The organism is Fibrobacter sp. UWH1 (assembly GCF_002210365.1).
Lineage (GTDB): Bacteria > Fibrobacterota > Fibrobacteria > Fibrobacterales > Fibrobacteraceae > Fibrobacter.
In genome coordinates, this window is record NZ_MWQG01000027.1 from 14,939 (window position 1) to 40,488 (window position 25,550).

The 25,550-nt window shown below is 44.9% G+C and carries 25 protein-coding genes and 2 pseudogenes; 14 read left to right on the top strand and 13 right to left on the bottom strand.

Annotated features, from left to right (window positions below):
• Position 1 precedes the first annotated feature (1 nt).
• The 6 genes and pseudogenes from B7992_RS17435 to B7992_RS11875 all read right to left on the bottom strand — a co-directional run.
• A pseudogene (locus B7992_RS17435) lies at positions 2-432 on the bottom strand (response regulator transcription factor); the annotation flags it as partial.
• A 34-nt stretch (positions 433-466) separates the two neighbouring features.
• Entirely contained in the window at positions 467-844 is a 378-nt protein-coding gene (locus B7992_RS11855; protein ID WP_073237096.1) for a hypothetical protein, read from the bottom strand.
• Positions 845-989: 145 nt separating this feature from the next.
• Entirely contained in the window at positions 990-1,631 is a 642-nt protein-coding gene (locus tag B7992_RS11860; protein WP_088666363.1) for a DUF4405 domain-containing protein, read from the bottom strand.
• A gap of 47 nt (positions 1,632-1,678) precedes the next feature.
• Complete coding sequence (locus B7992_RS11865; RefSeq protein WP_199174018.1) at positions 1,679-2,164, bottom strand: flavodoxin; 486 nt, start codon at positions 2,162-2,164, stop codon at positions 1,679-1,681.
• A 50-nt stretch (positions 2,165-2,214) separates the two neighbouring features.
• Positions 2,215-2,679: a MerR family transcriptional regulator gene (locus tag B7992_RS11870; RefSeq protein WP_073160072.1), complete on the bottom strand. Its 465-nt coding sequence runs from the start codon at positions 2,677-2,679 to the stop codon at positions 2,215-2,217.
• A 49-nt stretch (positions 2,680-2,728) separates the two neighbouring features.
• Positions 2,729-3,640, bottom strand: coding sequence for a LysR family transcriptional regulator (locus B7992_RS11875; protein WP_088666364.1), 912 nt, complete (start codon positions 3,638-3,640; stop codon positions 2,729-2,731).
• A gap of 82 nt (positions 3,641-3,722) precedes the next feature.
• On the opposite strand from B7992_RS11875, the gene B7992_RS17295 reads away from it, so the two are divergent.
• The 5 genes from B7992_RS17295 to B7992_RS11900 all read left to right on the top strand — a co-directional run bounded on the left by B7992_RS17295 (position 3,723) and on the right by B7992_RS11900 (position 7,485).
• The gene (locus tag B7992_RS17295; RefSeq protein WP_088666365.1) at positions 3,723-4,286 is read left to right on the top strand and encodes a DapH/DapD/GlmU-related protein; all 564 of its coding nucleotides are present in this window, start codon (positions 3,723-3,725) and stop codon (positions 4,284-4,286) included.
• 2 nt (positions 4,287-4,288) lie between these two features.
• The gene (locus B7992_RS11885) at positions 4,289-4,729 is read left to right on the top strand and encodes a cyclophilin-like fold protein (RefSeq protein ID WP_088666366.1); all 441 of its coding nucleotides are present in this window, start codon (positions 4,289-4,291) and stop codon (positions 4,727-4,729) included.
• A gap of 159 nt (positions 4,730-4,888) precedes the next feature.
• Complete coding sequence (locus B7992_RS11890; protein WP_088666381.1) at positions 4,889-5,929, top strand: alpha/beta hydrolase; 1,041 nt, start codon at positions 4,889-4,891, stop codon at positions 5,927-5,929.
• Between the two features lie 78 nt (positions 5,930-6,007).
• A complete protein-coding gene (locus tag B7992_RS11895; RefSeq protein WP_217897610.1) occupies positions 6,008-6,985 on the top strand; it encodes a carboxymuconolactone decarboxylase family protein in 978 nt (325 codons plus the stop codon).
• Positions 6,986-7,086: 101 nt separating this feature from the next.
• Positions 7,087-7,485, top strand: coding sequence for a twin-arginine translocase subunit TatC (locus B7992_RS11900; RefSeq protein ID WP_254917698.1), 399 nt, complete (start codon positions 7,087-7,089; stop codon positions 7,483-7,485).
• 47 nt (positions 7,486-7,532) lie between these two features.
• Here B7992_RS11900 and B7992_RS11905 read toward each other — a convergent pair whose 3' ends face one another.
• The gene (locus B7992_RS11905; protein ID WP_073160080.1) at positions 7,533-9,176 is read right to left on the bottom strand and encodes an EAL domain-containing protein; all 1,644 of its coding nucleotides are present in this window, start codon (positions 9,174-9,176) and stop codon (positions 7,533-7,535) included.
• 12 nt (positions 9,177-9,188) lie between these two features.
• A complete protein-coding gene (locus B7992_RS11910) occupies positions 9,189-10,946 on the bottom strand; it encodes a diguanylate cyclase (protein ID WP_088666369.1) in 1,758 nt (585 codons plus the stop codon).
• A 253-nt stretch (positions 10,947-11,199) separates the two neighbouring features.
• On the opposite strand from B7992_RS11910, the gene B7992_RS11915 reads away from it, so the two are divergent.
• The 8 genes from B7992_RS11915 to B7992_RS11950 all read left to right on the top strand — a co-directional run bounded on the left by B7992_RS11915 (position 11,200) and on the right by B7992_RS11950 (position 20,824).
• A complete protein-coding gene (locus B7992_RS11915; RefSeq protein WP_073160082.1) occupies positions 11,200-12,318 on the top strand; it encodes a 5-methyltetrahydropteroyltriglutamate--homocysteine S-methyltransferase in 1,119 nt (372 codons plus the stop codon).
• A gap of 230 nt (positions 12,319-12,548) precedes the next feature.
• Positions 12,549-13,724 (top strand): PLP-dependent aspartate aminotransferase family protein, encoded by a 1,176-nt coding sequence (locus B7992_RS11920; RefSeq protein WP_088666370.1) that lies wholly within the window; start codon positions 12,549-12,551, stop codon positions 13,722-13,724.
• 228 nt (positions 13,725-13,952) lie between these two features.
• Entirely contained in the window at positions 13,953-15,158 is a 1,206-nt protein-coding gene (locus B7992_RS11925) for a MalY/PatB family protein (protein ID WP_088666371.1), read from the top strand.
• Positions 15,158-16,573, top strand: a complete 1,416-nt coding sequence (locus B7992_RS11930; protein ID WP_176421938.1) for a lanthionine synthetase LanC family protein — start codon at positions 15,158-15,160, stop codon at positions 16,571-16,573. The genes B7992_RS11925 and B7992_RS11930 overlap by 1 nt, the downstream gene beginning before the upstream one ends.
• Before the next feature lie 325 nt (positions 16,574-16,898).
• Positions 16,899-17,765: a transglycosylase SLT domain-containing protein gene (locus tag B7992_RS11935; protein WP_139258392.1), complete on the top strand. Its 867-nt coding sequence runs from the start codon at positions 16,899-16,901 to the stop codon at positions 17,763-17,765.
• A gap of 2 nt (positions 17,766-17,767) precedes the next feature.
• Complete coding sequence (locus B7992_RS11940) at positions 17,768-18,469, top strand: hypothetical protein (RefSeq protein ID WP_073160087.1); 702 nt, start codon at positions 17,768-17,770, stop codon at positions 18,467-18,469.
• A 351-nt stretch (positions 18,470-18,820) separates the two neighbouring features.
• Positions 18,821-19,615, top strand: coding sequence for an SDR family NAD(P)-dependent oxidoreductase (locus tag B7992_RS11945; protein ID WP_088666373.1), 795 nt, complete (start codon positions 18,821-18,823; stop codon positions 19,613-19,615).
• A gap of 129 nt (positions 19,616-19,744) precedes the next feature.
• On the top strand, positions 19,745-20,824 hold the full coding sequence (locus tag B7992_RS11950) for a Fic family protein (RefSeq protein WP_073160091.1): 1,080 nt from the start codon (positions 19,745-19,747) through the stop codon (positions 20,822-20,824).
• Between the two features lie 31 nt (positions 20,825-20,855).
• Here the strand turns inward: B7992_RS11950 and B7992_RS11955 are convergent, their stop codons facing one another.
• From B7992_RS11955 to dcm, 5 genes are all read right to left on the bottom strand, one after another.
• Positions 20,856-21,494, bottom strand: coding sequence for a hypothetical protein (locus B7992_RS11955; RefSeq protein ID WP_088666374.1), 639 nt, complete (start codon positions 21,492-21,494; stop codon positions 20,856-20,858).
• Positions 21,475-22,410, bottom strand: coding sequence for a hypothetical protein (locus B7992_RS11960; protein WP_073160095.1), 936 nt, complete (start codon positions 22,408-22,410; stop codon positions 21,475-21,477). The genes B7992_RS11955 and B7992_RS11960 overlap by 20 nt, the downstream gene beginning before the upstream one ends.
• 293 nt (positions 22,411-22,703) lie before the next feature.
• A complete protein-coding gene (locus tag B7992_RS16730; protein ID WP_176421939.1) occupies positions 22,704-22,847 on the bottom strand; it encodes a hypothetical protein in 144 nt (47 codons plus the stop codon).
• A 3-nt stretch (positions 22,848-22,850) separates the two neighbouring features.
• Positions 22,851-23,594 (bottom strand): hypothetical protein, encoded by a 744-nt coding sequence (locus tag B7992_RS11965; RefSeq protein WP_088666375.1) that lies wholly within the window; start codon positions 23,592-23,594, stop codon positions 22,851-22,853.
• Complete coding sequence (gene dcm / locus B7992_RS11970; protein ID WP_088666376.1) at positions 23,587-24,504, bottom strand: DNA (cytosine-5-)-methyltransferase; 918 nt, start codon at positions 24,502-24,504, stop codon at positions 23,587-23,589. The genes B7992_RS11965 and dcm overlap by 8 nt, the downstream gene beginning before the upstream one ends.
• 811 nt (positions 24,505-25,315) lie before the next feature.
• On the opposite strand from dcm, the pseudogene B7992_RS11975 reads away from it, so the two are divergent.
• Positions 25,316-25,550, top strand: a pseudogene (locus tag B7992_RS11975) (cytochrome C biogenesis protein CycH); the annotation flags it as partial.

A 25,550-nucleotide genomic window follows, 5' to 3' on the forward strand; every position in this document is an offset into this window, starting at 1 on the left:
TTTAAAGCTCCGCCTTATAGCCCACGTTTCGAATGGTCTTGATGATATCATTTTTTTCACCAAGTTTTTGGCGCAAGGTTTTTACATGCATATCCACCGTGCGGGTTTCCAGTGTGAAATCAGTACCCCACACACGTTCCATAATTTCCTGACGGCTGAAAACAATGCCAGGGCGCTGCATTAGCAACTTTAAAAGTTCGTATTCCTTAAACGTCAAATCGCAAGTATGGCCCTCTACAGAAACAATATGGCGATTGTCAAGTAATCGTCAGCCCCCAAATCCAGCCCCTTCACCTTATCCAGCTCCGTACCCTTCGCAGTCAGCATCATTACAGGAACCTGACTGGTGAAAGACTGTGCACGCAATCTCTTTAGGATGCTCAGGCCATCTTCACCGGGAAGCATAATATCCAAAACAAATAGATTCGGTTTTTCACCTTCATTTGTCGCGGCATTACGTAGCTTTTCATCCGTCCACCGCTATTGCAAATAAATGACCTCCGACGCCGCTATACTTCTGCGTACCAAGAACATGCTTGTTATTCCATGGAGCGGTACAAGCCCAATGCAGGTAAGCTGCCTTCATAACATCGTCTTTCTTGATTCCGACAAGACCTTGAATCTGATTATCATCCTTTAAAACTAGAGCGTAGATTTTGACGTCTTTGGGGATCGTCTCCCAATCGATTCCCCACCCATTCTTCTCGGTAAATGTCTTAATGCAAGCCTTGCTTTCGACCCTGAATACAAATGTTTCTTTTATCTCGCCCGTTTCAGAATCCTTAAGACAAGGGACTACCTCATCTATCCATATATTGACACAACCTTTTTGAACATTCGTCATACGGCACCTCTTGTTTCTAATTATTCTTGCTAGAGGCGTCTTCTCAATTCTGAAAACTCAGAATAAAAAAAGACGCACTTCTCCATTCGATAGAGAAACGCGTCGGACAGTAATGTAGGTAGATGCTACAAAACGGGCAAGGGGCCTAAGGAAATTTTACAAAAGTACTTTTCACTACACGCATCAGCGCGCATACACCAGCGGAGATTCCGAGTAGTTGAAGCACGGCGGCCGTTGTGCTGCTAGCTGCAAGTTTCCAGCCGCCGGTAACGAACATATAAACGTAAAGTTGGGCTTCTTTAAAGCAGTAAATACCTGCTGCAATGGCTGCGATGTAGGCGACAAAAAATAAAACTCGTTGCCATGTGTTGCAACGGTTCTCCAACTTTTTCAGAACGCCTTCTAAATGAATTCCCAGGTGAACGAGCATCACCATAAAGCCCCAGCTGCAACTAGCCAAATGAAGTTGTCGCGAGGTTTGCGTAGTTTTGATGGATGAACATTCAAATGCTAGGCCGCTCATAAAAATGGAGCTGATGGCCATGGTGATCATCAAGGCGAATAAAATCCAGTCGGTGACGTTCAGAAAAATGCGGCGTGCGTTCCATTGGCCTTTCAAAATAGTCTTATAAAACCAGCGGTTCAGAACATGATGGATCACAAATAAGACGAATAGGGAAATTCCCACTCGGCCGTGTTGCGACAAATCATGGATAGCCCCGTAACTCATAAGGTACAGGAAACTGCCGTACATCACAACGTCTATGAGAATTTTTACTGCGCGCATTTTATTCCGTCGCGACGAACATTCCGCGACCCATTCGGCGACGAACCTTACTTCAGCAGTCCTTCCACGAACTTCTTGATTTCTGCTTCGGAGCCGTGGTTGAATTCCTTGCCGCCTTTGTAAATGGCGCCCTTCGCGTGAGCACTCAAGTCCTTGCCACTCTGGCCGAAACCGCTGCCGCCACTGGTGCAAATGCCAATGACATTCTTCTTTTCGAAGCTCTGGCTTTCAACGAACGTGTACATGATTTTGGGTGCCAGGCCCCACCAAATGGGGTATGCCAAAATAACGGTGTCGTAACCAGCCAAGTCAATCTTGTTCTTGATGGCCGGGCGGCTCTTGGGATCGTTGCTTTCCTTTGTGGAACGGGACTTCTTGTCATTCCAATTTAAGTCTGCAGAAGTGTAAGCCTGTTCAGGTACCACTTCGAATAAGTCGCCACCTACGGCCTTGGCGGTTGTCTCTGCCACTTTCTTGGTGGTGCCGGTAGCGCTGAAGTAAACTACTGCGGTCTTTGCATTTGCTGTTGCCATTCCAAATACTCCTAGAATTAAAGCGATGATGAATTTTTTCATAAAAACCTCTATGCCGTTTCCTGCATGACCTTGTCGAAATCACCCGGCGAATCAAACAGCTTTTTCTTCAGTTGTTGTATTTTCTTTTGCTGTTCGGCGGCGTCAAGACTTCCCAACTTCACTGCCTCAGTGTATAGGATTTCCTTAAAACGGATCTTGTTCATGACCGTATTCAAACGCTCCATCTCCGCTTCCAATGCGATGCGGCGCTTCACGAAAAGATCCAGGCGCTGCTTGAGGGTGGAATCCCCCTTGCGATACCATTCGATGTACTGGCGGATTTCCTTGATCTGCAGGCCAGACTTCTTGAGACATTCAATCATGGAAAGCCATTGCAAATCTGAGTCTGAATATACTCGAATGCCGGAACTGTTTTTCGTTACGAAAGGCAGCAGACCTTCCTTTTCATAATAACGTAACGTATGGACCGAAAGCCCTGTTTTCTTTGTCACTTCACCAATAGAATAACCCATAAAGTCTCCTTATGTACCCTACAATATAGCACCTAGAGTTAGCTCTAGGTCAAGGGGATTTTGTGAAAAATCCACGACTTATAGGTTTCTGTTCCATCTCTCGCAGGATTTCCAGGAACTTTTCGCAGGCCTTGGTGGCGATGCGGTTCTTTTTCCAGGCGACGGCGACCTTGATGGGGAACAGGGGCTTGAAGGGAACAAAGCAAAGTTTCGTGCCTCTTGTGTTTATGATTCCGTCAATAGTGATGACGCTGGCGACTTCGGCTTCGGTCAATTTCGATGCGTTGTAAAGCATGTCGTTGGTGCCTACTACGTTCAGTTTATCAGTGCTGTAGCCCAGCCAGGTGGCGAGTGTGTTATTGTTCCGCATCTGTCGCGAAAGAATCAGAGGCATGTTCAGTAGATCTTTCGGGGTGGCGAACTTCTTTTTTGCAAGGCGGTTCCCTTTCCAGGTCATAACACCCCAAGGAGACGCAATGGGCACGGAAATACATTTATAATTCGGAAGAACTGTCAAGTCCACAAACATGCCGAAATCAGCGATGCCTTTGTCCAACTGGTAGCGTACAGTTTCTTCGTCGCCAGTAGTCATGTTAAATTTTACCTTCGGGTAGCGACGATTCATTTTCTTGATTGCCTGTGCAACGAAGGATACGCCTTCTATTTCGCCACATACCACATTGATTTCTCCGGTAATTTCAGCTTCGTCCGCCTTCAATTCTGTGAGGGTTCTGTTGGATAATTCCAGAATATCTTCGGCGCGCTGTTTCAGGAACAGCCCCGCATCTGTAAGCTGGACTATTTTTGAACCGCGGATAAAAAGTGGCGTGCCGATTTCTTCCTCAAGATCTTTGATCTGCTTGGAAAGTGCGGGCTGCGAAACGCACATAAGATTTGCTGCCGCTGTAAAGTTCTGTTCATGGGCGACAGCGAGAAAATAGCGGAGATGACGTAGTTCCATACTTCAAATATAACTAAAAGTTATAGTTCGGTATGAAAACAAAGTATTGGTTATTTGTGAAATTCATGGCTAAATTTAGACCATGACCGTAGAAGAGTTCCGAAATTATATGGAGTCTGGCAAGCCTGTGGTTGCTGGCTCCGATGTTCACCAGGCAATGCACCTGTTTTCACAGCAGGCCATGCGCATTACTGCGAAAATCAATGGTGTTTACAACGAACCTGAAAAACTCCATCAACTGCTTTCTGAACTTTGGGAAATTGATTTGCCCAAGAATTTCGGCATGTTCCCGCCTTTCAATACGGATTGCGGCAAGAATACCTTTATCGGCGAGAATGTGTTCATTAATTCTGGCTGCAAGTTCCAGGACCAAGGCGGCATCTACATTGGTGACGGAGCCTTGATCGGTCACAATGTTACCCTTTGCACCATAAACCACAATTCCGATCCTGAACATCGTGGGGATATGGTTTTCAAACCGATTCATATTGAAGAAAATGTATGGATTGGTGCCGGTGCCATTATTTTGCCGGGCGTAAGGATTGGCGCTGGAGCCATAGTTGCTGCCGGGGCGGTGGTCACAAAAAATGTGGCCCCAAGAACAGTGGTGGCAGGGGTACCTGCAAGGAAAATCAAGGAAGTTTAACCATGAAAAGGTTCATCGGGATTCTGGCTCTATTTTTTCTAATGGGTTGCAGTTCGGCATCTGCTCCGACAACTGAAAAGATGGAGACGAATGAGATTGCTAACAGCAATATTAAAGTCTCGGTTGGCGAAGTTTCCTTTGTCGCCATAATCGAGAATTCAGAAACGGGTAAGGCGTTCCTTTCGAAATTGCCTCTGACTCTTGACATGAATGAACTTCATGGAAATGAAAAATACCATTATGGCGTAGAGCTCCCCACAAATGCCAAGTACTTTGACAAGGTCCTTGCAGGAAATTTGATGCTTTATGGTAACGATTGCCTTGTCCTTTTCTATGGAGACGCAGGGGGCTATAGCTATACCCCCATCGGGAAACTTAAAGATACTACGGGCCTTTCCAAAGCGTTGGGAAGCGGCAATGTCAAAATCACCTTTTCAAAATAAGGAACAATCATGATTAATAATACTCTTAAGGTTGCTGCCGGCCTTGCGCTGAGCGCCACACTTTTCACCGCCTGCTGTGACAAGACAAATTGCGATAAGGCAAATGAATCTGCGGCCGCTCAGAAAAATACCATTAACTATTCTGCAAACGAGACTACTATGCAACAAGTTGAAAAACTGGAACTGACCCAGGAATGGGATAAGGTATTCCCCAAGAGCGAAAAGGTGGATCACAAGAAGGTCACCTTCGTCAATAACTTCGGCATTACCTTGGCTGCCGACATGTACATTCCTAAGGATGCCAAGTTGGCTGCAAACGGCAAGTTCCCTGCCATCGCTGTTTCTGGTCCTTTCGGTGCCATCAAGGAACAGTCCAGCGGTCTTTATGCACAGACTATGGCTGAACGAGGTTTCTTGACTATTGCCTTTGACCCCAGCTTTACAGGCGAAAGTGGCGGCATGCCTCGCCGTACAGCGTCTCCAGACATCAATACAGAAGACTTCCTTGCTGCTGTTGATTTCCTGGAAGCTCAGGAAAATGTGGACGCCAACCGCATCGGCATTATCGGTATTTGCGGATGGGGCGGAATCGGCTTGAATGCTGCCGCAGCAGACACCCGCATCAAGGCAACTACAGCAGTTACCATGTACGACATGACTCGTGTGGGCGGAAACGGTTACTACGATTCCGAAGATAACGAAGAGGCTCGTTACAAGGCTCGCCAGGCTATCGCCGCCCAGCGCGCCAAGGATTATGCTGAAGGCAAGCATCTTCGCGCCGGTGGCGTTGTGGACCCGCTCCCTGCTGATGCACCCCAGTTCGTGAAGGATTATTTTGGCTACTACAAGACTCCTCGCGGATACCACAAACGTTCCGGCAATTCCAATGACGGCTGGAATGCTATTGGCACTCAGGCTTATGCAAACGCACGCTTCCTCCGTTACACCAATGAAATCCGCAGCGCTGTTCTCGTAATGCATGGCGAAAAGGCCCATTCCCTCTATTTCGGCAAGGATGCCTACAAGTACATGGTGGAAGGCAATCCCGCTGCAGGAATCAAGGCTAACCCGGTGCCCTCCAACAAGGAACTGCTTGTCATCAAGGATGCTAACCATACGGACCTTTACGATGGTGGCGAAAACAAGAACTTTATTCCCTGGGATAAGCTGGAAAAGTTCTATACCGAAAACCTGAAGTAAACAATGAATATCCTGAAAAAATTGTTCGTCACTTCTCTAGCAACACTTGCATTCGCAAGTGTTTCTTATGGTCAAATCATGAAAAACGTTCTTACCATTCAGCAGCAGGACATGGCCATTATCGCTTGCTTGGAAGCCAAGGGTGACTTGGCAAAGCTTAGCAAAGCAATCAACAAGGGTCTTGATGATGGCCTCTCTGTAAATCAGGTCAAGGAAGCTCTTTCTCAGCTTTACGCCTATACCGGATTCCCCCGTTCTCTAAACGCTTTGGGAACTTTGCAGAAAGTTCTGGATCAGCGTAAGGAACAGGGCAAGAAAACTGTTGAAGGTAAGGATGCTTCTCCGCTTCCCAAGAATTTCAATGCATTGAAAGTGGGAACTGAAGTGCAAACAAAACTTTTCGGGAAATTCAATTACGCCTTTGCCCCCGCAACAGATTATTACCTGAAGGCTCATTTGTTCGGCGATATTTTTGCTCGCAACAATTTGACCATGCAGGAACGAGAATTGGTTACTGTGGCGGCTCTCAGCGGAATGGACGGTGTTCATCCGCAGTTGGCAAGTCACAAGGCTGGAGCTGTTAAAGCGGGCCTTACGGAACAGCAGGTGGAAAGCATTACCATGACATTGCAGGATGCCAAGCTGATTCCTGGAATGTATGGCGGTGATTCCCCGTGGCCCCGCGGTGTTCCTAACGACGGTTTTGCAAAGTATTTTATCGGCAAAAGCTATTTGGCTCCTATGGATGCGGAAAATGGTGGCCCCATCAACGTGACTTTTGAACCCCGTTGCCGCAACAACTGGCATGTGCATCATAACCAGGTCCAGGTTCTGATCGCTGTCTCTGGCCGTGGCTGGTACGTTGAAGAAGGTAAGGAACCTCTGGAAATGACTCCGGGTACAGTTGTTGCTATTCCCGAAGGCAAGAAGCACTGGCATGGTGCTGCCAAGGATTCCTGGTTCCAACATTTGACCTACCACACTCATGTGAAAGAAGGCGCGAGTAACGAATGGTTGGAACCTGTCGTTGACGCGGAATATGATAAGCTTCCGTAATTGTCGAATTTAACGTCTCCGATCTACCGAACGAAAGTTGAAAAAGAAGTGAAAGTCGCCGGGATGCCACATCAGCGTCCCGGTGCTTTTTTTTGTTATTTGTGAATATTGTCTGTTCGCCCTGCATCGCCTGGAACCTCTGGAAATTTGTTCTGCCGGGCCTTTATGAAAATGAACGGCGGTTCGTGCGCTCTATTGTGTGGATGACTTGCGGGCTGTTTATTGCCGGTGTGGTTTTCTGCCTGGGGATTTGTTTTCCGCTGCTTGTAAAGTTCGGCATGAGTTTCCAAAGTGAAACTTTGCAGCCTATCTTTGGCGTTTCCAATATTGTGACGCTTGCTCTTTGGCTCTCCCTTGCCTTTGGATGTATGTTCCAGTTTCCTTTGGTAACGTACGCCCTGATTCGTGCTGACATTGTCAGCCAACTGATTCTAGGTGTGCCTACTTATCTACTTTTTGAGGCAGGGCTTCTTGCTGCCCGCAGGTTCAAAAAACGCTAGAAAGCCCTGGCTTCCTAGCGTTTTTTTGCTTCGTTTTTTACAAGTGCTTACTTGCAAAACTTTTTCAGGAATTCACCGATTTCAATGGGCTTAGAATAGTAGTATCCCTGGAGGCTTGTGACGTTGAGTTCACGAAGTTCGTTGCGCATACCTTCGGTTTCGATACCCTCGGCGCAGACTTCTGCAGAGAAGGATTTTGCAAGGTCGCTGATGAACTTTACCGTGTTTCTATCCTTAGCGTCATTTTCGATATTCATGACGTAGCCGCGGTCGATTTTCACGGTGTTCACCGGAAGGTCGCGTAGAATTCCCAGCGAGGAGAAACCTGTGCCGAAATCGTCCAAAGCGATGCGCACGCCCTTTTTGCGGAGAGCGCTGAATATCTTCTTTAACTGATTGATGTTCAGCAGGCGGCAGCGTTCTGTAATTTCAAGGCAGAGGTTTTCTGCAGGGAACTGAGTTTCTTCAAGAATGTCTATGACATCCTGGGCGAAATCACCCTTTTCCAGCTGGGCGTAAGAGAGGTTCACGTTGATGATAAAACCTGGATTGCCCATCAGAATTTTCTTGCAGTCTATAAGGGCCTGTCTCAGGATCCATTTGCCCAGTTCTGGGAAGAGGCTGTCCTGTTCCAAAACGGGAATGAAGGATAGCGGCGGAACCACGCCATAGACGTCGCTACGCCAGCGGATCAGGGCTTCGGCTCCCTTCAATATTTCGGTTTTTGTGTCAACTACGGGCTGGTAACAGAGGTAGAAACCGCTGCAGTTGTCGATGATGCAGTTGCGAATGAAGTTGATTCTTTTCAGAGTGTCCTTCTGATCGTTGTTCAGGGCTTCTTCGAAAAGATACAGGTCTCCATGGCGGGAGTTCTTGGATTCCGCAAAGGCGTATTTTAGGCAGGAATAGACTGTGTCTGCGGTAACGGAAAAGTCTGCAATAGTAACTGCCCCTGCGCAAAGTGAAAGGGCGATACGGTCCGATGCCACGTAGAAGTTCTGTGCCACCAATTCCTGCACGTCGCGGTAGACTGTATTCAGTTCCTCGATGGAGGAATTCTCGGAAATAACGGCAAACTTTGTTCCGTCCATACGGTAGGTAGTGCCCATACCGCGGAATGCCTGCTGCAAGATAGAACCGAACTTGCGGAGGATTCTGTTTCCGAAGGCGTAGTTGTAGATGTCGTTTGCTCTGGAGAAATCCTCAAGTCCGATTATGATGGTGCTGATTTTCTGCTTTTTCCAAAGGCAGCCTTTGATATCTTCCAGGAAACCGTAAAGGCTGCGGAGATTTGTGATGGAATCCGTGTAGTTCAGGCAATCGTGATTCTTGATGATTCCGCAGAAGTACGCCGGGGTTCCGTCATCGTCGGGAATGGATACTCCGCTGCAGGTGCAAAGAACGTATTTGCCGTCTTTGGCCATTGCTCGGTACTGGATGTTGTGACTTTTTTCTCTACCCTCAAAGACGTCTGCAATGCTGGTTTCGAAATCTTCACGGTCGTCGGGGCTGATGTGGCCAAGCCAGATGTGACCTGCGCTTTCCATGTATTCTCCGGGAAGGCCGAAGTAGTCAACTGCGGCCTTGGACCATTTGGAGTAATCGTTCTTGATGTCGCATACATAAACGTATGCGCCGTCTGCGGCGATGGAGTAAGCTTCAAAAAGAGCGTCTAATTTTTGCGTATTCATTTTGTGTCTCCATTACCCGATAAAAACCTGATTCTTGCCATTGTTCTTTGCTTCGTATAGAGCGCTATCGACTCGTACACAGACCATGTCGGCGTTCTCGCCTCGCAGTGCTTCTACGACGCCGACACTGATTGTTTTTCGTCGTGCCTTGGGGAACAAGATTGCTGCAAAGGATGTCCTGATTTCGTTTGCGATTTCTGCCGCTTTATGGCAATCGATGCCGGGAAGAACTAACATGAATTCTTCGCCGCCCCAGCGACCGCAAGAAGCGTCGGGGTTGCTCTTTTCGACGGTTTCCTTGATGACCTTTGTAAGGCCGAGGATGACGTTGTCTCCTTCCTTATGGCCGTAGGTGTCGTTGACCATCTTGAAGTTGTCGATGTCCATCATAATGAGACTGACCTTTTTGCCAGTGTTGTTGTAATCTTCCAGAGCTTCCCTGATTCTGCGTTGGGTTTCGGCACGGTTGCAGAGATTGGTTAAGCTGTCTTCGATAGCCATCTTTGCCAGTTTCTGGTTGGCTTCGGCCAGTTCCGCTGTAGCGGCTTCGATGAATTTTGCCAGTCGGCTGATCATTGAAACCTTGCCCGAGAAATTTTCGGAATCCATTTCGAAATGGGCCTTGTCATCGATGGGGCCCTCGCGCATGGCGGCGATGACTAGGGTGACGTTATGCTGGATCAGATCCTTGTCGGTACGAAGGAATTCGCCGGAAGTGTAGAAACCCGAAGTGGGTGCGATGCTCTGGAAAGGACCTGTTTCTTTACTGATTTCGTCGTTGCCCCAGAATGTTCTGCGAGCGGCGCAAGAGAAAACCTTTAGGATCTCAGGTTGGAATTCCGCAATTTTGCGGCCACCTTCTTCAATACTGTTAAGAATGGTCCATGGATCGCCATAGGCAATTCTCGCGTAGACGTTTTCTTCAATGTTGGAAGTCATGGTGAGGGACCCGTCGGCGTTACTTGCGATGGGGGCTCTCAGGATGTTGATTCCATGATGTTTGTAGAAGAAGGGAAATTCTAGGGTGTTGTAGAAGAAATGCTCGTTGTTGGGAATGTTCAGATACTTGTAGTAGGCGTCGTAGGCCGGCTTGCCGTCCAGTTCCTGCAAGATGCTTCCGTTTGCCTTGGTCACGAGGAATTCCCTACCCAGGGGTTTCCAGCCGGTAATATGTGTGGTGTGAATGTTTAAGTCATCGCCTCCGCAAAGCAGGAAGACGACGCCTTTTTCTGAATAGCCCCTGGCCTTGGAGAATACGCAGGCGTTGTCGTTGTTCAAGTCTATGTTGAATGCGCCACCGCCAAAAATCTGAATGTCTGGGTTGATTTCAGTGCAAGCCTCGCAGAACGGAGTCATGGACATGCCGCGAATAGTCGCCAGTAATTCGATGGCTTTAACCCAAGGACGTTTTTCCAATTCTTTTTTCAGGTTCTCGATAGCATCCAGTGCATTGTCTTCCGATAGAGGATATTGCAGTAGGTGTACCTGGGTAGAAGGGTATTCGCAAATGGTACAGACAACTACGAAGGGGGAGTCCGAAAGTCTGCCTTCGGTGATGGTTCCGTTTGTGGAACACCCGAGGTACTGAGCGTCCGGCATTTCGCTCTCGATGATTTCGCAGGCGAGATCGATTTGCTCCTGGTCAATGTTTTCTGCGTAGATACTAAAAACGACAGCGGAGGTCACCTTGGACTTTCGCCACTGATTGATTTTATCGAGCTCTCTTTTGAGCTTGCCGACACCTGAAAACTCAAATTGAAACTGTTTCACGTTACTTATGTAGAATAAAATGTCCGACTTGTATCAATTAATGTAAGAAAAATATATTCCAATTTGGAGAAATATGTCATAAATTTTTTGATTTGATATGTCCTATTATAGGAAAAATCTATAATAAGTGCTAAAAATTAAGTATTGGACAAAGTAATATTGCCTGTTTTATATTTGTCGCCGTTCATAAATAACTTCCGCCTTTGAAGGCGGCGCGGGTACGATTCCGCGAAAACATGAAAAGGAAAGACAAATGACTCAGAACAATACTCTTATTACCCATTTTGATGTGGTTGGTAGTTTTCTCCGCCCGGCAGCCGTAAAGCAGGCTCGTGCAGATTTTAACGAAGGTAAGATTACCCTTACGCAGTTTAACGAAATTGTCAACCCCGAAATTGTGAAGCTGGTCGAAAAGCAGAAGAAGGCTGGCCTCCATTACATTACCGATGGCGAATACAACCGTAGGTTCTGGCATTTGGATTTCTTCTGGGGATTTGAAGGCGTGGCTCACGAACGTGTGGGCGGCGGCGTTCAGTTTGCCGGTGAAGTGGCCGATTTGGATGCCACTTTTTTGGTTGGGAAAATCAAGGCGAAACCGCATCCCTTTGTGGAGAACTTTAGGTTTGTAAAGTCCCTGGAATCTGAAGGCCATGTGGCAAAGCAGACTTTCCCGGCTCCGGCCCAGCTGTTCCAGCAGCTGATTGTTCCGCAGAACATCGAGACTACCCGCAAGTTTTACCCCACCAACGAAGAGCTGATTCAGGACATCGCTTACGCTTACCGTGCCGTGATCCGTCAGTTCTATGATGCCGGCTGTCGCGTGATCCAGCTGGATGACTGTACCTGGGGCGCCATTGTTGGCGATGCTGCTGCCCAGCGTTACAAGGCTCTTGGCCTGGATCTTGAAGATGTGAAAAAGCAGTTGCTTTTGGTGAATAATTTGTCTGTGGAAGGTGCGCCGGAAGACTTGATTATCAATACCCACATCTGTCGCGGAAACTATCACTCCACCTATTTTACTAGCGGCCCCTACGATTCCGTTGCGGATTACGTTTTCGCCAACGAAAATGTGGACTCCCTCTACCTGGAATATGATGACGAACGCTCTGGTGGTTTTGAGCCTTTGGCAAAGGTGAGTGCCGACAAGAAGGTTGTCCTTGGTTTGATTACTTCCAAGACCCCCCAGCTGGAAGACAAGGCTGCTGTTATCGCCCGCATCAAGGAAGCCGCAAAGTACATTCCGCTGGATCGTCTGTCTCTTAGCCCCCAGTGCGGTTTTGCCTCTTGCGAAGTGGGCAACAAGTTGACGGTGGAAGAACAGTGGGCAAAGATTGCCTTGGTGAAGGAGATTACCGAAGAAGTTTGGGGTTAAAGCCGACAAGAATTTCTATTTGGTTAAAGGCGGCCGTTCCCTTTGGGGGACGGTTGTTTTTTTATGGTATGCGTTCTTGTATTGCGGTATAAAAAAATCTTATATAAACCGCTAAAAATTAAGTATTGGACAAATTGAAAACTGCCTTCTATATTTGGTCTCGCGAATAATCCTACTAAAACACTAGGAAATAAAAGGTTAATGGCCATTCGAAAAAGGAGTGCGCGAACATGAGCTTAGGAATTGAAACACGATGTATACACGGTGATTTGAAACGTTTTGACAAGGATTCTACGGGATCCATCAGTTTTCCCATTTACCAGACGGCAACTTTCGCTCACAGGGGCGTTGGCAAGTCTACCGGTTTTGATTATAGCCGCTTGCAAAATCCCACCAGGGAACAGCTTGAAAAGATTGTAGCTTCGCTGGAAGGTGGTATAGATGCTCTTGCTTATTCTTCGGGCATGGCGGCCATTACCGCCCTCTTTGAAATTTTTGAACCGGGCGACAACATTATTATTGACTCCGATCTATATGGCGGAAGCATTCGTCTGTTTGATAATGTCAGCAAGAAAAACGGTCTAGAAATTACCCGTGTAAATTTTGCTCAGGACAATATTGAAAATTTTATTAAGCCCAATACCAGGGCCCTTTATTTTGAAACTCCCACCAATCCCATGATGAACATTGTTTCTGTTCGTCGCATCGCGGGAATTGCGAAGACTCACGGAATCTTGTGCATTGTGGATAACACTTTCCTTTCGCCGTATTTCTTGCAGCCGCTGAAGTTGGGAGCGGATATCGTTGTGGAAAGCGGAACCAAGTTTTTGTGCGGTCATAATGATACCTTGGCGGGCTTCCTTGCTACGAGCCGTCAGGATATTGCGGAAAAATTCCGTTTCTATATCAAGACGGTGGGATCGGGATTGGCTCCTTTTGATAGCTGGCTTCTGCTTCGCGGCATCAAGACGTTGCCCATCCGCATGGAGCGCCAGGCAGAAAATGCCTGCGAAATTGCACAGTGGCTCCGCAACAATAAGCATGTGAAGAAGGTTTATTATCCGGGCTTTGAAGATTATCCGGGCCACGATATCTTGAAGGAAGAAGCGTCTGGTTTTGGTAGCATGATTACTTTTGAAGTGGAATCCAGGGAATTGGCTTTGTATATTTTGGAAAATGTGAAACTGATTCAGTTTGCAGAAAGCTTGGGCGGTGTGGAATCCTTAATTACTTATCCCATTACCCAAACTCATGCGGATGTGCCTAGGGATATTTTGGAAAAGAACGGGATTACTCCCAGTGTGTTGCGACTTTCTGTGGGAACTGAAAATGTGAAGGACTTGATTGCGGATTTTGAAAATGCGATTGTAGAGTTGCACTCTGGAAACGACGGCGCTTATGTTTAGAGGTGTGAGGGTGGCCTGCGGCCTTTGAGGTATGAGGGCGCTTCGCTTTGAGTGACTTATATGTAATGAGGTGCTTGTCAGTGTCATTCTGAGCGAAGCGATATATGAAACTAGGAACTTTAGTTCCTTAGTTGAATTAGGTTCGAAGGAGCAGAATCTAGCTTAGATTGTCACGTCGCTAGCGCTCCTCGCAATGACAAATGTGTACGGAAAAAGAGGATTTCAAAAATGACGAAAGAGAGAAATTTAAACTTTGACGAGATTGTGGATCGTCGCGGTACCAACTGCCTGAAGTATGATTTTGCAGTGGAACGTGGTGCATTGAGACCGGGCGAAGATTCTAACGGTTTGTTGCCGCTGTGGATTGCGGATATGGATTTTAGAACGTCCTCTTTTGTTCAGGATGCTCTGATCCGCTCTGTGGAACATGGCATTTTTGGCTACACCGAACCCAAGGCCGAATACTTCAAGGCGCTTCAGAATTTTTACCGTCGCCGTCACAATTTTGAATTTGATCCCAGATGGGTGATCAAGACTCCAGGCGTCATGATTGTGCTGGCCTTGGCAATCAAGGCCTTTACGAAAGTGGGCGATGCTGTGCTGATTCAGCAGCCGGTCTATATGCATTTCCCGGATGTGATTCTGCAGAACGATCGCAAGCTTGTCAGCAACGATCTCGTTTACGGCGAAGATGGACGCTATCACATTGACTTCGAAGATTTTGAAAGAAAGATTGTGGAAAATAATGTGAAGTTGTTTTTGCTTTGCAGCCCCCACAATCCGGTTTGCCGCGTATGGACCCGCGAAGAACTTTTGCGCGTTGGTGAAATCTGCCTGAAGCATAATGTGTTCGTTGTCGCTGATGAAATCCATAACGATTTCGTTTTCGAAGGAACCCACACCGTGTTCGCTTCCCTGGGTGAAAAGTTTGCGGACAATTCCATTACGGTAACGTCTCCCACAAAGACTTTCAATCTGGCTGGCCTCCAGATCGCCCACGCCTTTATCAAGAATCCCGAAGTCCGCAAGACCATCCGCAAGGAAATCGATGGCATCGGTTACAGCCAAGTCACGATTCCTGGGTTGGTTGCCGCCCAGGCCGCATACGAACACGGCGAAGAATGGCTGGAAGCTTTGAAAAAATATCTGAAGGGAAACATTGATTTTGTGGACAAGTTCGTCAAGGAAAATCTGCCCGGCGTAAAGCTTGTTCCTATGGAAGCCACCTACTTGGCATGGCTGGATTTCAAGGGCACTGGGCTTTCCACCACGCAGGTAGATGATTTGATTCGCAATAAGGCACGCCTGTGGCTCAACAGCGGAACCCTCTTTGGAAAAACCGGAGAATGCTTCCAGCGCGTGAACCTGGCTTGCCCCCGCCGCATTTTAGAAGAAGCCTTGAACCGCATAAAAAAAGCTTTGGAGGCTCTTTAATGAAACTTAAAACCACAAGTCTGCTGAAGAAAAATACTCTTGATGATTATCTGGATGCCGCTATCGGTGCCGCTCGCTGGATTCAATCCTTGGAAGTGAAAGAAAAAGTGGGCAAGACCTGGAAAATTTTTCCAGATGGTCAGAATGGCTATAAGGACAACCCTTTCGTTGGCAAGACCAGTTTTTATGCGGGTTCCGCCGGCATCGGCTTTTTCTTTTTGCGCTTGTACCAGGTGACTAGCGATGAGCAATGGCTTGACGAAGCCAAGGCCGCTGCAGAATACATTCTCGCCAATCCTCGCGGACTTGAATTTTATCGTAAGGTTCAGAAGCGTATAGCCTCAACAAAGAAAAATTCTGCTCCGGAATGCAATGCTGCTGGCCCTGTAAACGGTTGGTCTTTTAGTTACAAGGTTGGCCCCATTAGCGAAGGTCAGTTTGTTTACGCACTTTATCGCGAAACCAATGACAATCGCTATTACGAATTTGCAATCCGCACAGCCAATACATTTGTAGAGGCCGCCATAGAAGACGAAAATGGATTGCGCTGGAGCGACTTCCGCGACATCGTGGGTGACGCTGGCGGCATCGTCTATTTGCTGCAGGTCTACAAGGATACCCGCAAGAAAATTTATCTGGAAACCGCCAAGAAGGCTGGTGCCTACATTGAAAAGTTTGGTCGCCCTGCAAAAAACGGTGGAACCTATTACAACCTTTATGATCTTGAAAGCGTTGGGGAAGGCGAGAAGGGAGCCGTGCATGTAAACTTCTCTCATGGTTCGGCAGGTACGGCTTACTTGTGGGCTGCCCTTTACGAAGCGACCAAGGATAAGCATTACTTAAAGCTGGCTGATGACGTGATTAAATATTTGGAAGGAATTGCAGTTGGCGATAAAACTTCTGTGTTGTTCCCGTACCAGGATCATCCGGAAAAGGGTCCCCTTGACAAATTCTATTTAGGTATGTGTGGCGGCCCTATCGGAGCGAGTTTGCCCTTCAAGAAACTTTATGAGTTGACTCATGACGAAAAATATTTGCAGTGGGTGAAGCGTTTGTATGCAGGCCTTGTTAAGGCTGGTGTTCCTGAAATCAAGTCCTGGGGCTATTGGGGAAGCAAGTGCATTTGTTGCGGAGGCCCCGGCGCATTGGAATACTTTGCAACACTCTACAAAACCTATGGAGACGCTCAATACCTGAAGCTGGCCCATCGTTCTGCTGATGTTTTGCTAGGTGAATCTTTTGAGGAAGAAACGGGCCTGAGCTGGTACGGAGCCTGGGATCGCGTGAACCCCAGTCGAATCGTCAGCTACACCGGATTCTACATCGGTGCCGCAGGCGTTGCGGGGTCCCTGCTGAAGCTCATTGCCGCTGAAAAGCACATACAAATCGCAGAGTTCTTTGAATATTATCTTTAAGGGACCGTAGCGCTGCTACATATATTGTACGACTTGCTCTTTGCCTCAAAATTTGATATATTAAAGATTGTTGAACTTTGAGGAATTTCCAAGCGAAAGCTTATTGATATTTATGGCGATATGGGAATTCCGTATATTGACATGGATATTTCCGAAATCGAAGATGAATTAGCTGTATTTGAAGAAATTGAGGCTTCATCGAAATGATTGTTGTTTCTGATACAACTCCCCTCATTTCTTTTTTAAAGATAAATCGCCTTGATATTCTGGAGAAAAATATTCGGAAAATTATTTATATTCCTTGAAAATAAAATACGAGGCTTACATGGAAAAGGATTTTTTTAACACAATTCTACAAAACATCAATGTAGTTGACGAAAATGGACTTGGTTACGACATATCTCTGTTGCCAGAAGCAAAAAAAGAATACGAAAATTATAAAAATCGTTGTCTAGCGAGTGAATGGAGCGACTCTCACTTTGATGAGTGGAGTGATGCAGATACATTAAAATTCATTAGAAAGCCTTCGCTCGTTGAATTCATTGATGATCCAGCAAAAAGAAAACAGGCAATTTTGGAAAATAAAGCAAATGTATATTTTCCAGTTTGCGACAACAAATCTGCTAGTAACGAAATGCCTTGGAATGAAATTCACCAATTAAACGGAGTCGAAAAGTACAATTCGCTGATTGTGGCCGCAGCAAAGGAGTATTCTTTAGACCCGGATTTATTGAGAGCTATAGTTTATATGGAGACCACTCATGGCTATTACGACAATGCCATTTCAAATGTGTTTGGGGCATTTAACCTAACTCCGAATTATATTCCTGAAAGTATAAACAAGTCCATTTTACCAATGAATATAAACACTCAATTTTGGGGTGATAATTTTGGGTCGAGAGAGCAGTTAAGAATTCCTGAATACAATATATATGCTGGAGCAAAGCATCTAAAACAGTTACAAAATGCTGTCGGAGGACTTGACATAGAAAAAATCGCGACATTGTACAACAACCTTTCCGCCCGACGAATAAATGACTACGGGAAAAGGGTTGCAAGACTGTATCAAGAAAAACCCTGGATAAATCCGCCGTCACAATACAATTACAACGAAGGTGCTCCTTTACTCAATTTTCTTCGAGCATTACTTATATCGACATACACTCTGTGTCCATCTCTATTCGCTGAATAACAATGAACAAAGACGCTGAACTATTTGCATCTCGGGTTGGCATTGCAACTTTTGCAACAGCATACTGCGCTTTGTTAATGAGCAGATTAAACAGAGAATGTGAATCGGCTGACATATTTATGTCGATTGTTCTAACGACGGGTTCTTTGTTATGTTTTTTACTTTTTATTCGACTTCCTTGGCAATTTGTATGCAAACGCATCGTTAAATTTAGTCAAGCAAATGAAAAATTCATAAAAAAGCTATTTTGTTTATGCTGTTACGACGTGTTTCCCTTGACTATAATAGTCATAATTGCGTGCTGGTTTGATTTCTATGCGGAACTGTTGCTTCTACCGATTATAACAATTGCGTTGATTGCACTCGTCCTGAAGTTTTGCGATAAAATAAAATTTAGCAAAAAGACGCAAATCGCTTACTTTGTGTCGAATACAGTAGTTCTAACCGTAATAGGATTTTGGGTATCCCTTGGCAGCAATGAGAACATCACAATGGCATTGACCTTTGCTAGGTTCATGATGGTTGTCGGTCCAATTACTTTGCTTTTTAAATGCACAAAACTCTTTTATTTGCCAACGGCTGTAATTGTGGTAGGAAAACTATTGTACGGAAATTTTTCCACACTGGATACAATTTTCATTCCTTGCAATTTCTTGATTAGCGCGGTATTTGCTCTTGTCATGACAAGGCACAATCAGGCTTAACTGTTATAAAACAAACCTATATCTAACCCTAGAAAAATAGTATTATAACTATCCCTTGCCAGAAGGCAGGGGTTTTCTATTTTTATTCCTACAAGATTGATAGGGAATCGGAAAATGTTTTCGAGTTCACCTAAGCATTCGAAGGAGCCTATATGTGTAGTGACTGTCGAATGCCGAAAGGCATGCAGAAAAATAGATAACTGCTTCGCTCAAATATCAAAAGTCCTTGATGTTTTGGTCAAAGCAAGTAGTTATGAAAACTTAAGGACGAAAGACCTGGTACGGTGCCGGGCAAAATATTCAAAATCAGAAATCGGGCCGAATGAAGTCGGCAAAAAAGGAATTTTAAAAATGAGTGAAAAGAAAGTTGTCGTTATTACTGGTGCTGCACAGGGTATTGGTCTTGCAGGCGTCAAAAAGTTTTTGAAGGAAGGCTGGGCTGTTGCCGCCACCGATATCAAGAAGAAGGAACTTGATGAAGAAGTGGCAAAGCTTGTTGCCGAAGGTCACGACGTTACTGCCTACGAACTTGACGTGACCAACTACAAGCAGGGCCAGGAAGTCATCGCCGAAGTGGTAAAGAAGTATGGCCGCATCGACGCCCTGTTCAATGACGCCGGCATCACAGGCCACCGCAAGAATATCCTGAACTTTGATCCGGAACTGATTAAGCAGGCCGAAGATGTGAACCTCTGGGGAAGCCTCTACTTGATTCAGCATGTTTCCCGCGTGTTTGTAGAAAAGAAGATTAAGGGTGCCATCGTGAACGTGTCCTCCTTTGTGGCATCCTTTGCAGAATGGTCTCCGTTCGGTTACGGAATTTCCAAGTCCTCTGTTGACGGGCTTACCCGTACCGCAGCCTTCCATTTGGGCAAGTACGGTATTCGCGTGAACTCGGTGGCACCTGGCTATACCAAGACCGAAATGGCCATCAAGTACGACTACTCCGATCCTAAGCTTCGCAAGGCTGCCGAAGACAAGAGCCTTTTGAATCGCTGGATCGAACCTTCCGAAATCGCTGCTGCCGCTTACTTCCTAGCAAGCGACGAAGCCAGCGCCATCACCGGCGTAAAACTCCCTGTGGATGCGGGTTACACCACCACCAAGGAAGATAACAAGGTAAGCCTTTACGGTGAAACTGAGTAGTAATTAGCTGAAAAAATGTGTCTTCCGTTAGTGTGAAAGCGATCCTGAAAAGGGTCGCTTTTTTATGTGAATTTCTGAACACTTGTACACTTTTCTTAAAATACATTTTTATGTATTTTTGTGTTTACTATGAAAGAACCTTTTAAAGCTGAGTTTATTGAATCTGCACTACAAAAGCTAGATAAGCGTGAATATTTTGACGAACTTATTGACGCCACGTCCCATATGGGCATTTACCTAACTGCTTTGAAAAGGTCTATCGCTGAAGAATCTTGTACTCGATCCATGCTCTGGAAGGAAAATTTTCATTCAACTAGCATGGAAGGAACTTGCACGAGTCTTGAAGAATCCCTAGAAAACAAGGCGACAAATGAAACGAGCACAAGTAACAAGGATTTAGACAATTACACTAATGCCTTGAATAGCGGCCTCTCTTATTTGATTCGTGATGGACGATTCAGTGAAGAAATGCTTTTGGAAATGCACCGGATTTTACTTAGTGGCAACGTGCACAAAACCTCGGAAAACACTGGTAGGTATCGAGTAAAGCAAAATTATATCAAGGACGAAGCTACAAAGGATGTTTCGTTCACGCCACCAGCACCGTCAAATGTCAAGAAACTGATGGACAATCTCATCAGTTACATGAACAATTCTTCTCCAACGCAGCGGAATCTCGTAAATGCTGCGCTAATCCACGCTCAATTCGAGACGATTCATCCTTTTGAAGATGGCAACGGACGTATTGGCAGAATGATTATAGTCTTGTATCTGTTTTTCACCCACGAAATTGATAGACTGTACCTGTTCTTGAGCGAAGCTATTGAAAAAGAAAAGTATAGATACTACAAGTTGCTAAACGATATTCGTAGCAATGGCGCCTGGAACGAATGGGTGAAGTTCTTTCTGGACATTGTCAATAAGCAAAGTATCAAGTATAGCGAGAACATAGTCAAGATTGAAAAGTTGTACACACGCAGTATTCAAGTGATAGACGAAAAGTGCTCCTCGAAAATTGCAAAGCAGGTTTTTGAGTGCTTTTTCAAGATGCCTATACATACTAGTAAGTCGATTGCAAAAGAAACTGGGCTTTCCAACACAGCCATCAATCGAGCGTTAGATAAACTCGTTGAATTCAACCTTGTGTTCAGCAATCATCAGAAACGTAATACTTTATATGTTTTTTACGAGTTGATAGACTTGATATAGCGAATTTATCAGTTAGCATATTTTTTTTCAGTTAATATAAAAATCCTTTCTTCTGTTCCTTGGCCAACGATTCGAGGCAATCCAATTCCTTAAATGTATATTGGTTAATCACTCGCTTGATTTCCTTTAAGGACGCCTCTTCGAATTGGACGCTTTCAGCCGGAACAGACGCACCTCGTTCAGGAATCCTTATACGGCACTTGCTTTCTATCGTATTTAACGTATCGTTCTTTTCTTCAAAAATGTCTAGCGCTATAATTTCCCCAGTTTCATCCTGAATCAAAGCATAGGTATCTCGATGATTGGGGTATCTACGATCTTCGCTTACATAAACGAATTTTACAGTTTCCTCTTTTGACATGGATACATAATAAGGAACGATTTTGTCAACATCAACTTCAAAGTACTTATCTAAATAATCGCTGTGCGACAACGAATAAAAAAAGTTTTGTTTTCTTACCCAGACATAAAAACGATAGGTATGCCCATGAAAACTTTGCATGATAAAATCTTTATCAACAAAAATTGCAATCTCCGTGTCACCGACATTTACCTTGTCTGCGTATGCTGAGAAAAAATACTCTGGAATAAGATTCCTCCAGAGTATAAATTCTACAACAAAAACAAGTGTTGCAATCGCAAGAATTATTTTAAAAGCAATCCATTTCACGAAGACAGCCTTCCCTAACTTTGTTGATAAACGCCCTTTGTGCGGCATCAATAAAGATAGATTCTAGCAAAGGGTTCATTGGGAAAAAATTATAGCTACGCACGCGTTTTTCAAAATTTTTCCAACCGCCATAGCTATTCACGAACATGCCGAAGCGGCCGTAAAGATCGTTTTCAAAATAATTTTCAACAGCAGTATGCAACGGCAGCCCTTGTCCAACTAAGGTCGAGATGTTCCGCGCGTCAACATCTGCGTAGAAGTCACTACGTCCAAAACTATGATTAAAACCATCAAGCTTTTCACCAATGCTAAGGTCCGCCAGTTTGTATAAACTGTCATTGCTAAACCACCCCTTACTACGCAAGTCCTTCAAATCTCGCGCAAAAGTAAACATGTCACCAGCCCAGCCAGCTAGATCAGGACGTATATATTGGTGATTTTGAGGCCAGTCAAGATACTTGCTCAATGTCGCATGAAAATGGGAGACGTCAAAGGGCGCATTGACTTTTGGAAGTTCAAGTTTGCTAAACAAACCATCTTTAGAAAAATACCTAGGATAGCGCGGGTATTTCGTTCGTATTAAAGAATCCAGATGGTTGTTGGGAGAACCGGTGGTCAGGTCCCACTTCATCCCTTGATACCCGCCGTAATACCTCAACAAACGCATTTGTTCCAAAGCTCTGTCTCGCGCCATGTAGTTCTTCCAACCAGGTAGCACGATCTCGGCGTCGATATCCTTGATTGCGCGAAGGTATTGTTGAAAAGACGGCTTTTCCTGTTCCATCAAATTACGAGTCCACGAAATGGACGGAACCAACCCACCAACTCCAGGGGAAGGCCGGAAATCATGGGTGTAAATGGTGTCTCTCGGTGCACCAGAACCGATTACAGGTAATAGAGGTCCATAATCTGCCATTGCAGACTCCTTTGCCCTTGCGGGCGGTTAAATGAAATTGCCAAGAGCAAAGGATTTATGTAGCTTTACAAAACTCAAAGGGGCTACAAAGTCCTTTACGGGGCCGACCAGCAATTGCAGTTGCAGGCCGGTCCTTTTTTCTTGGAGAGAAGAACACCTTCTCCAACCTAAATATACGTCAAAAAGTTTGTTTCGTCAATAAGTTAAATACATTTTATTGAAATATTGTATTTAACATACGTTAAAAAATATAATTAAAGACTATTTTCGAATATTTTGGTAAAATAACACGATTAAACATTCGTCACGGAACTGTCTAAGATATCTTCGATCAGATTCTTTCTTACAAGCTCCTTCACATTTTCCGCCAACTTGAATTGAGCAATTTCGTTGCGACGGTAGTTTCGCATTTTATACGGATCGAAAGAATGTGCCAAAGTCTATCTTCCATTTACAATAGTTACCCAATTTTCATCGAAATAAATCCGTTCCAACACATCCGAATACGATATCACTGAAGGTTGTTTGACTTTAAATTTAACAGCGCTAGAGGGAACTTTTTCTGAGATCGTGAACTGGCTCCCATGTGGCTGCCATGTAAACACATCACGATTAGTAGCAATTTCCGTTCCTATGAGATTACCGTTTTTGTTTACGCTCCACTTATAGTTACTAGGTATAAACCGGTGATTTTCTGTCTCATACAAGGTGTAGGAAAGTAAATCCTCGCTACGGATCAATACAGACGTTCTTATTTGAGAATATTCATCTTGCGCAATGTTTACCCGTTCGTTCCATATATTCAAAACGGCACGACCTGTTGCCTGAACATCCTTGTGAGGATCTGTAATACCATACGAATAATCTGGAGAGCAACGCCCACTTATAAGCCTTACACTCGTACAATCAAAAGGATTTCTAAGACACTTGACCGTCTTCATAGACCACGCCACCTTATTTTTCACTACATCAGCAATGCCTAGTGGAGAGTCCAAGTGTGTTCCGCCAATTGCTTGCGCAAAAGCATCGCCCCAATCGGTCCCGCTTACATCTTTGCGTCCTATATGAAGCAAATAGATCATGTAGCCGCCAATTTTAGTAACTACGCTTTCAGGAATTTCATTTAAAGGATAGTCTTCCGAATAATCTAATTTATGTGAATCTCTCAATTTGGGCTTAAGCATGCAAAATCTCCAGCATTCGTATTGCAACGGCTCTAATTACTTTAACGCAAACTGCATTTCCAGTTTGTCTGCGCACATCTTGATTAGAGCCAACAATTTTATATGTATCAGGAAATCCTTGTAATCTGAGCAGTTCCCTCTCTGTGAATCTTCTATTGCCGTTAACCAACTGATAATTGTATGAAGCGCCTGTACGCAAAGCGCATGCGTGAGGCAAGACAGAGATATTTCCAGACTTATTCTCGTGCCATACAGAAGGAAAAAAGACATCTTTTTTCGCAACGCTTTTCTTTCTTTTATCGACTATTCGTTTTGACGCAAAGAGTGATGGGTTTACATTCTCTTCGCTTTCTAGAATATCGTTTAAGTTATATGGAATTGGTTCGAAATCTAGAGACATTCTATTTGCAAATTTTTTATTTCTAAACCCAACTATTATTACTCTTTCCCTTCGTTGAGCAATGCCAAAATCAAGAGCATTCAAGACTTTCCACTTCACATGATATCCTAATTCAGCGAGGTGATCTTGAATCACTTTGAAAGTCCGACCTTTGTCATGACCAACCAGTTGTTTTACATTTTCCAACAATATCGCCTTGGGTTTGTGATATTTTAAAATGCGTTCAATTTCAAAAAACATTGTTCCTCTCGTATCCGCAAATCCTTGCATTTTTCCCATAATGCTGAACGCTTGACAAGGAAATCCTCCTAACAGGATATCGTGTTTTGGAATATCGCTTTCATGGATTTTCGTGATATCGCCATGAGGACGCTCTCCAAAATTTACTTGATAAGTATTTGCGGCGTGACTATCCCACTCCGAAGAGAATACGCACTTGCCACCGAGTTCATCAAATGGAATTCGAATGCCACCAATACCAGCAAATAAGTCAATAAAGGTAAATGCCATCGAACCGCTCCTTGTTGAAAGTGAACGAGTTCACCCTCAAAGGAGCGGCGCAAGCCTTGCAGATGGATTAAATCACCGACGAACAAGACAAGAAGCCAACTCACTTCTCATCCAAAAGTGTGACATTTTCAAAAAGAATACAACACGCCCGTAAACGCCCATGTGGATACACGCGCGAATTTCCCGGGCGCCGAGTGGATGCAGTATGCCCAGGGTATAGCATGGCCTATGCAACCATAGGTCAACGAACGTTTGTCTGGTTCTTTGGCGATGAAAGTGTCGAAGTTTCAAACGGGAACGAGAGCAAACTCAACAAGAGTCGCTCTCATCCTGTGTTCAACCACGATATTAAGAAAAAGGCGTGGAATTGAATGCACCTATCCGTTTGAGGCCTTCGACTGCCCTACCAAAATAAGCACAAACAACCCACGCCCCAAAAAGGTCGTATGTAAGTCAACTTTTCAATAAAGTCAACGCAACAAAACGATGCCACTTGGATTGTCCAAGCGACAGGCGTGAGCGTTCGTCTTGTCCTTTGGTAATGAAAGTGTCGAAGTTTCAAACGTGGACAAGAGCAAAACTCTTTATGTACATAAAGAATATAGATAATCCAGGATGTCAGTAGGTGTCACTCAAAATTTTTCAGCACCCCTATTGCCTATTTTTTACGAAATGGCTTGACATATCCTAATCCGACCTTGCTGTTATTATTCAGCAAGAAAACAATGGGAACACAATCTCACCCCGACCGTGTATACTGGCTTGACAGAGCCTTTGTTTTAGTGTATTTTTGTGCAGTACGGAGGTTTGAATGAATACCGCTGATAAGAAAGGCGAAATAGTAATCTATGTTTCCGATGACGGATCCTCGCATCTTGAGGTGAAGCTTGAAAACGAAACCTTATGGCTTACGCAAAAAGCCATGGCTGAGCTATTTGAAGTTGGTGTTCCTGCAATTAGTAAGCACCTAAAGAACATCTTTGAGGAAGGTGAACTGGAAGAATCTATGGTTATTTCCAAAATGGAAACAACCACTCTGCATGGAG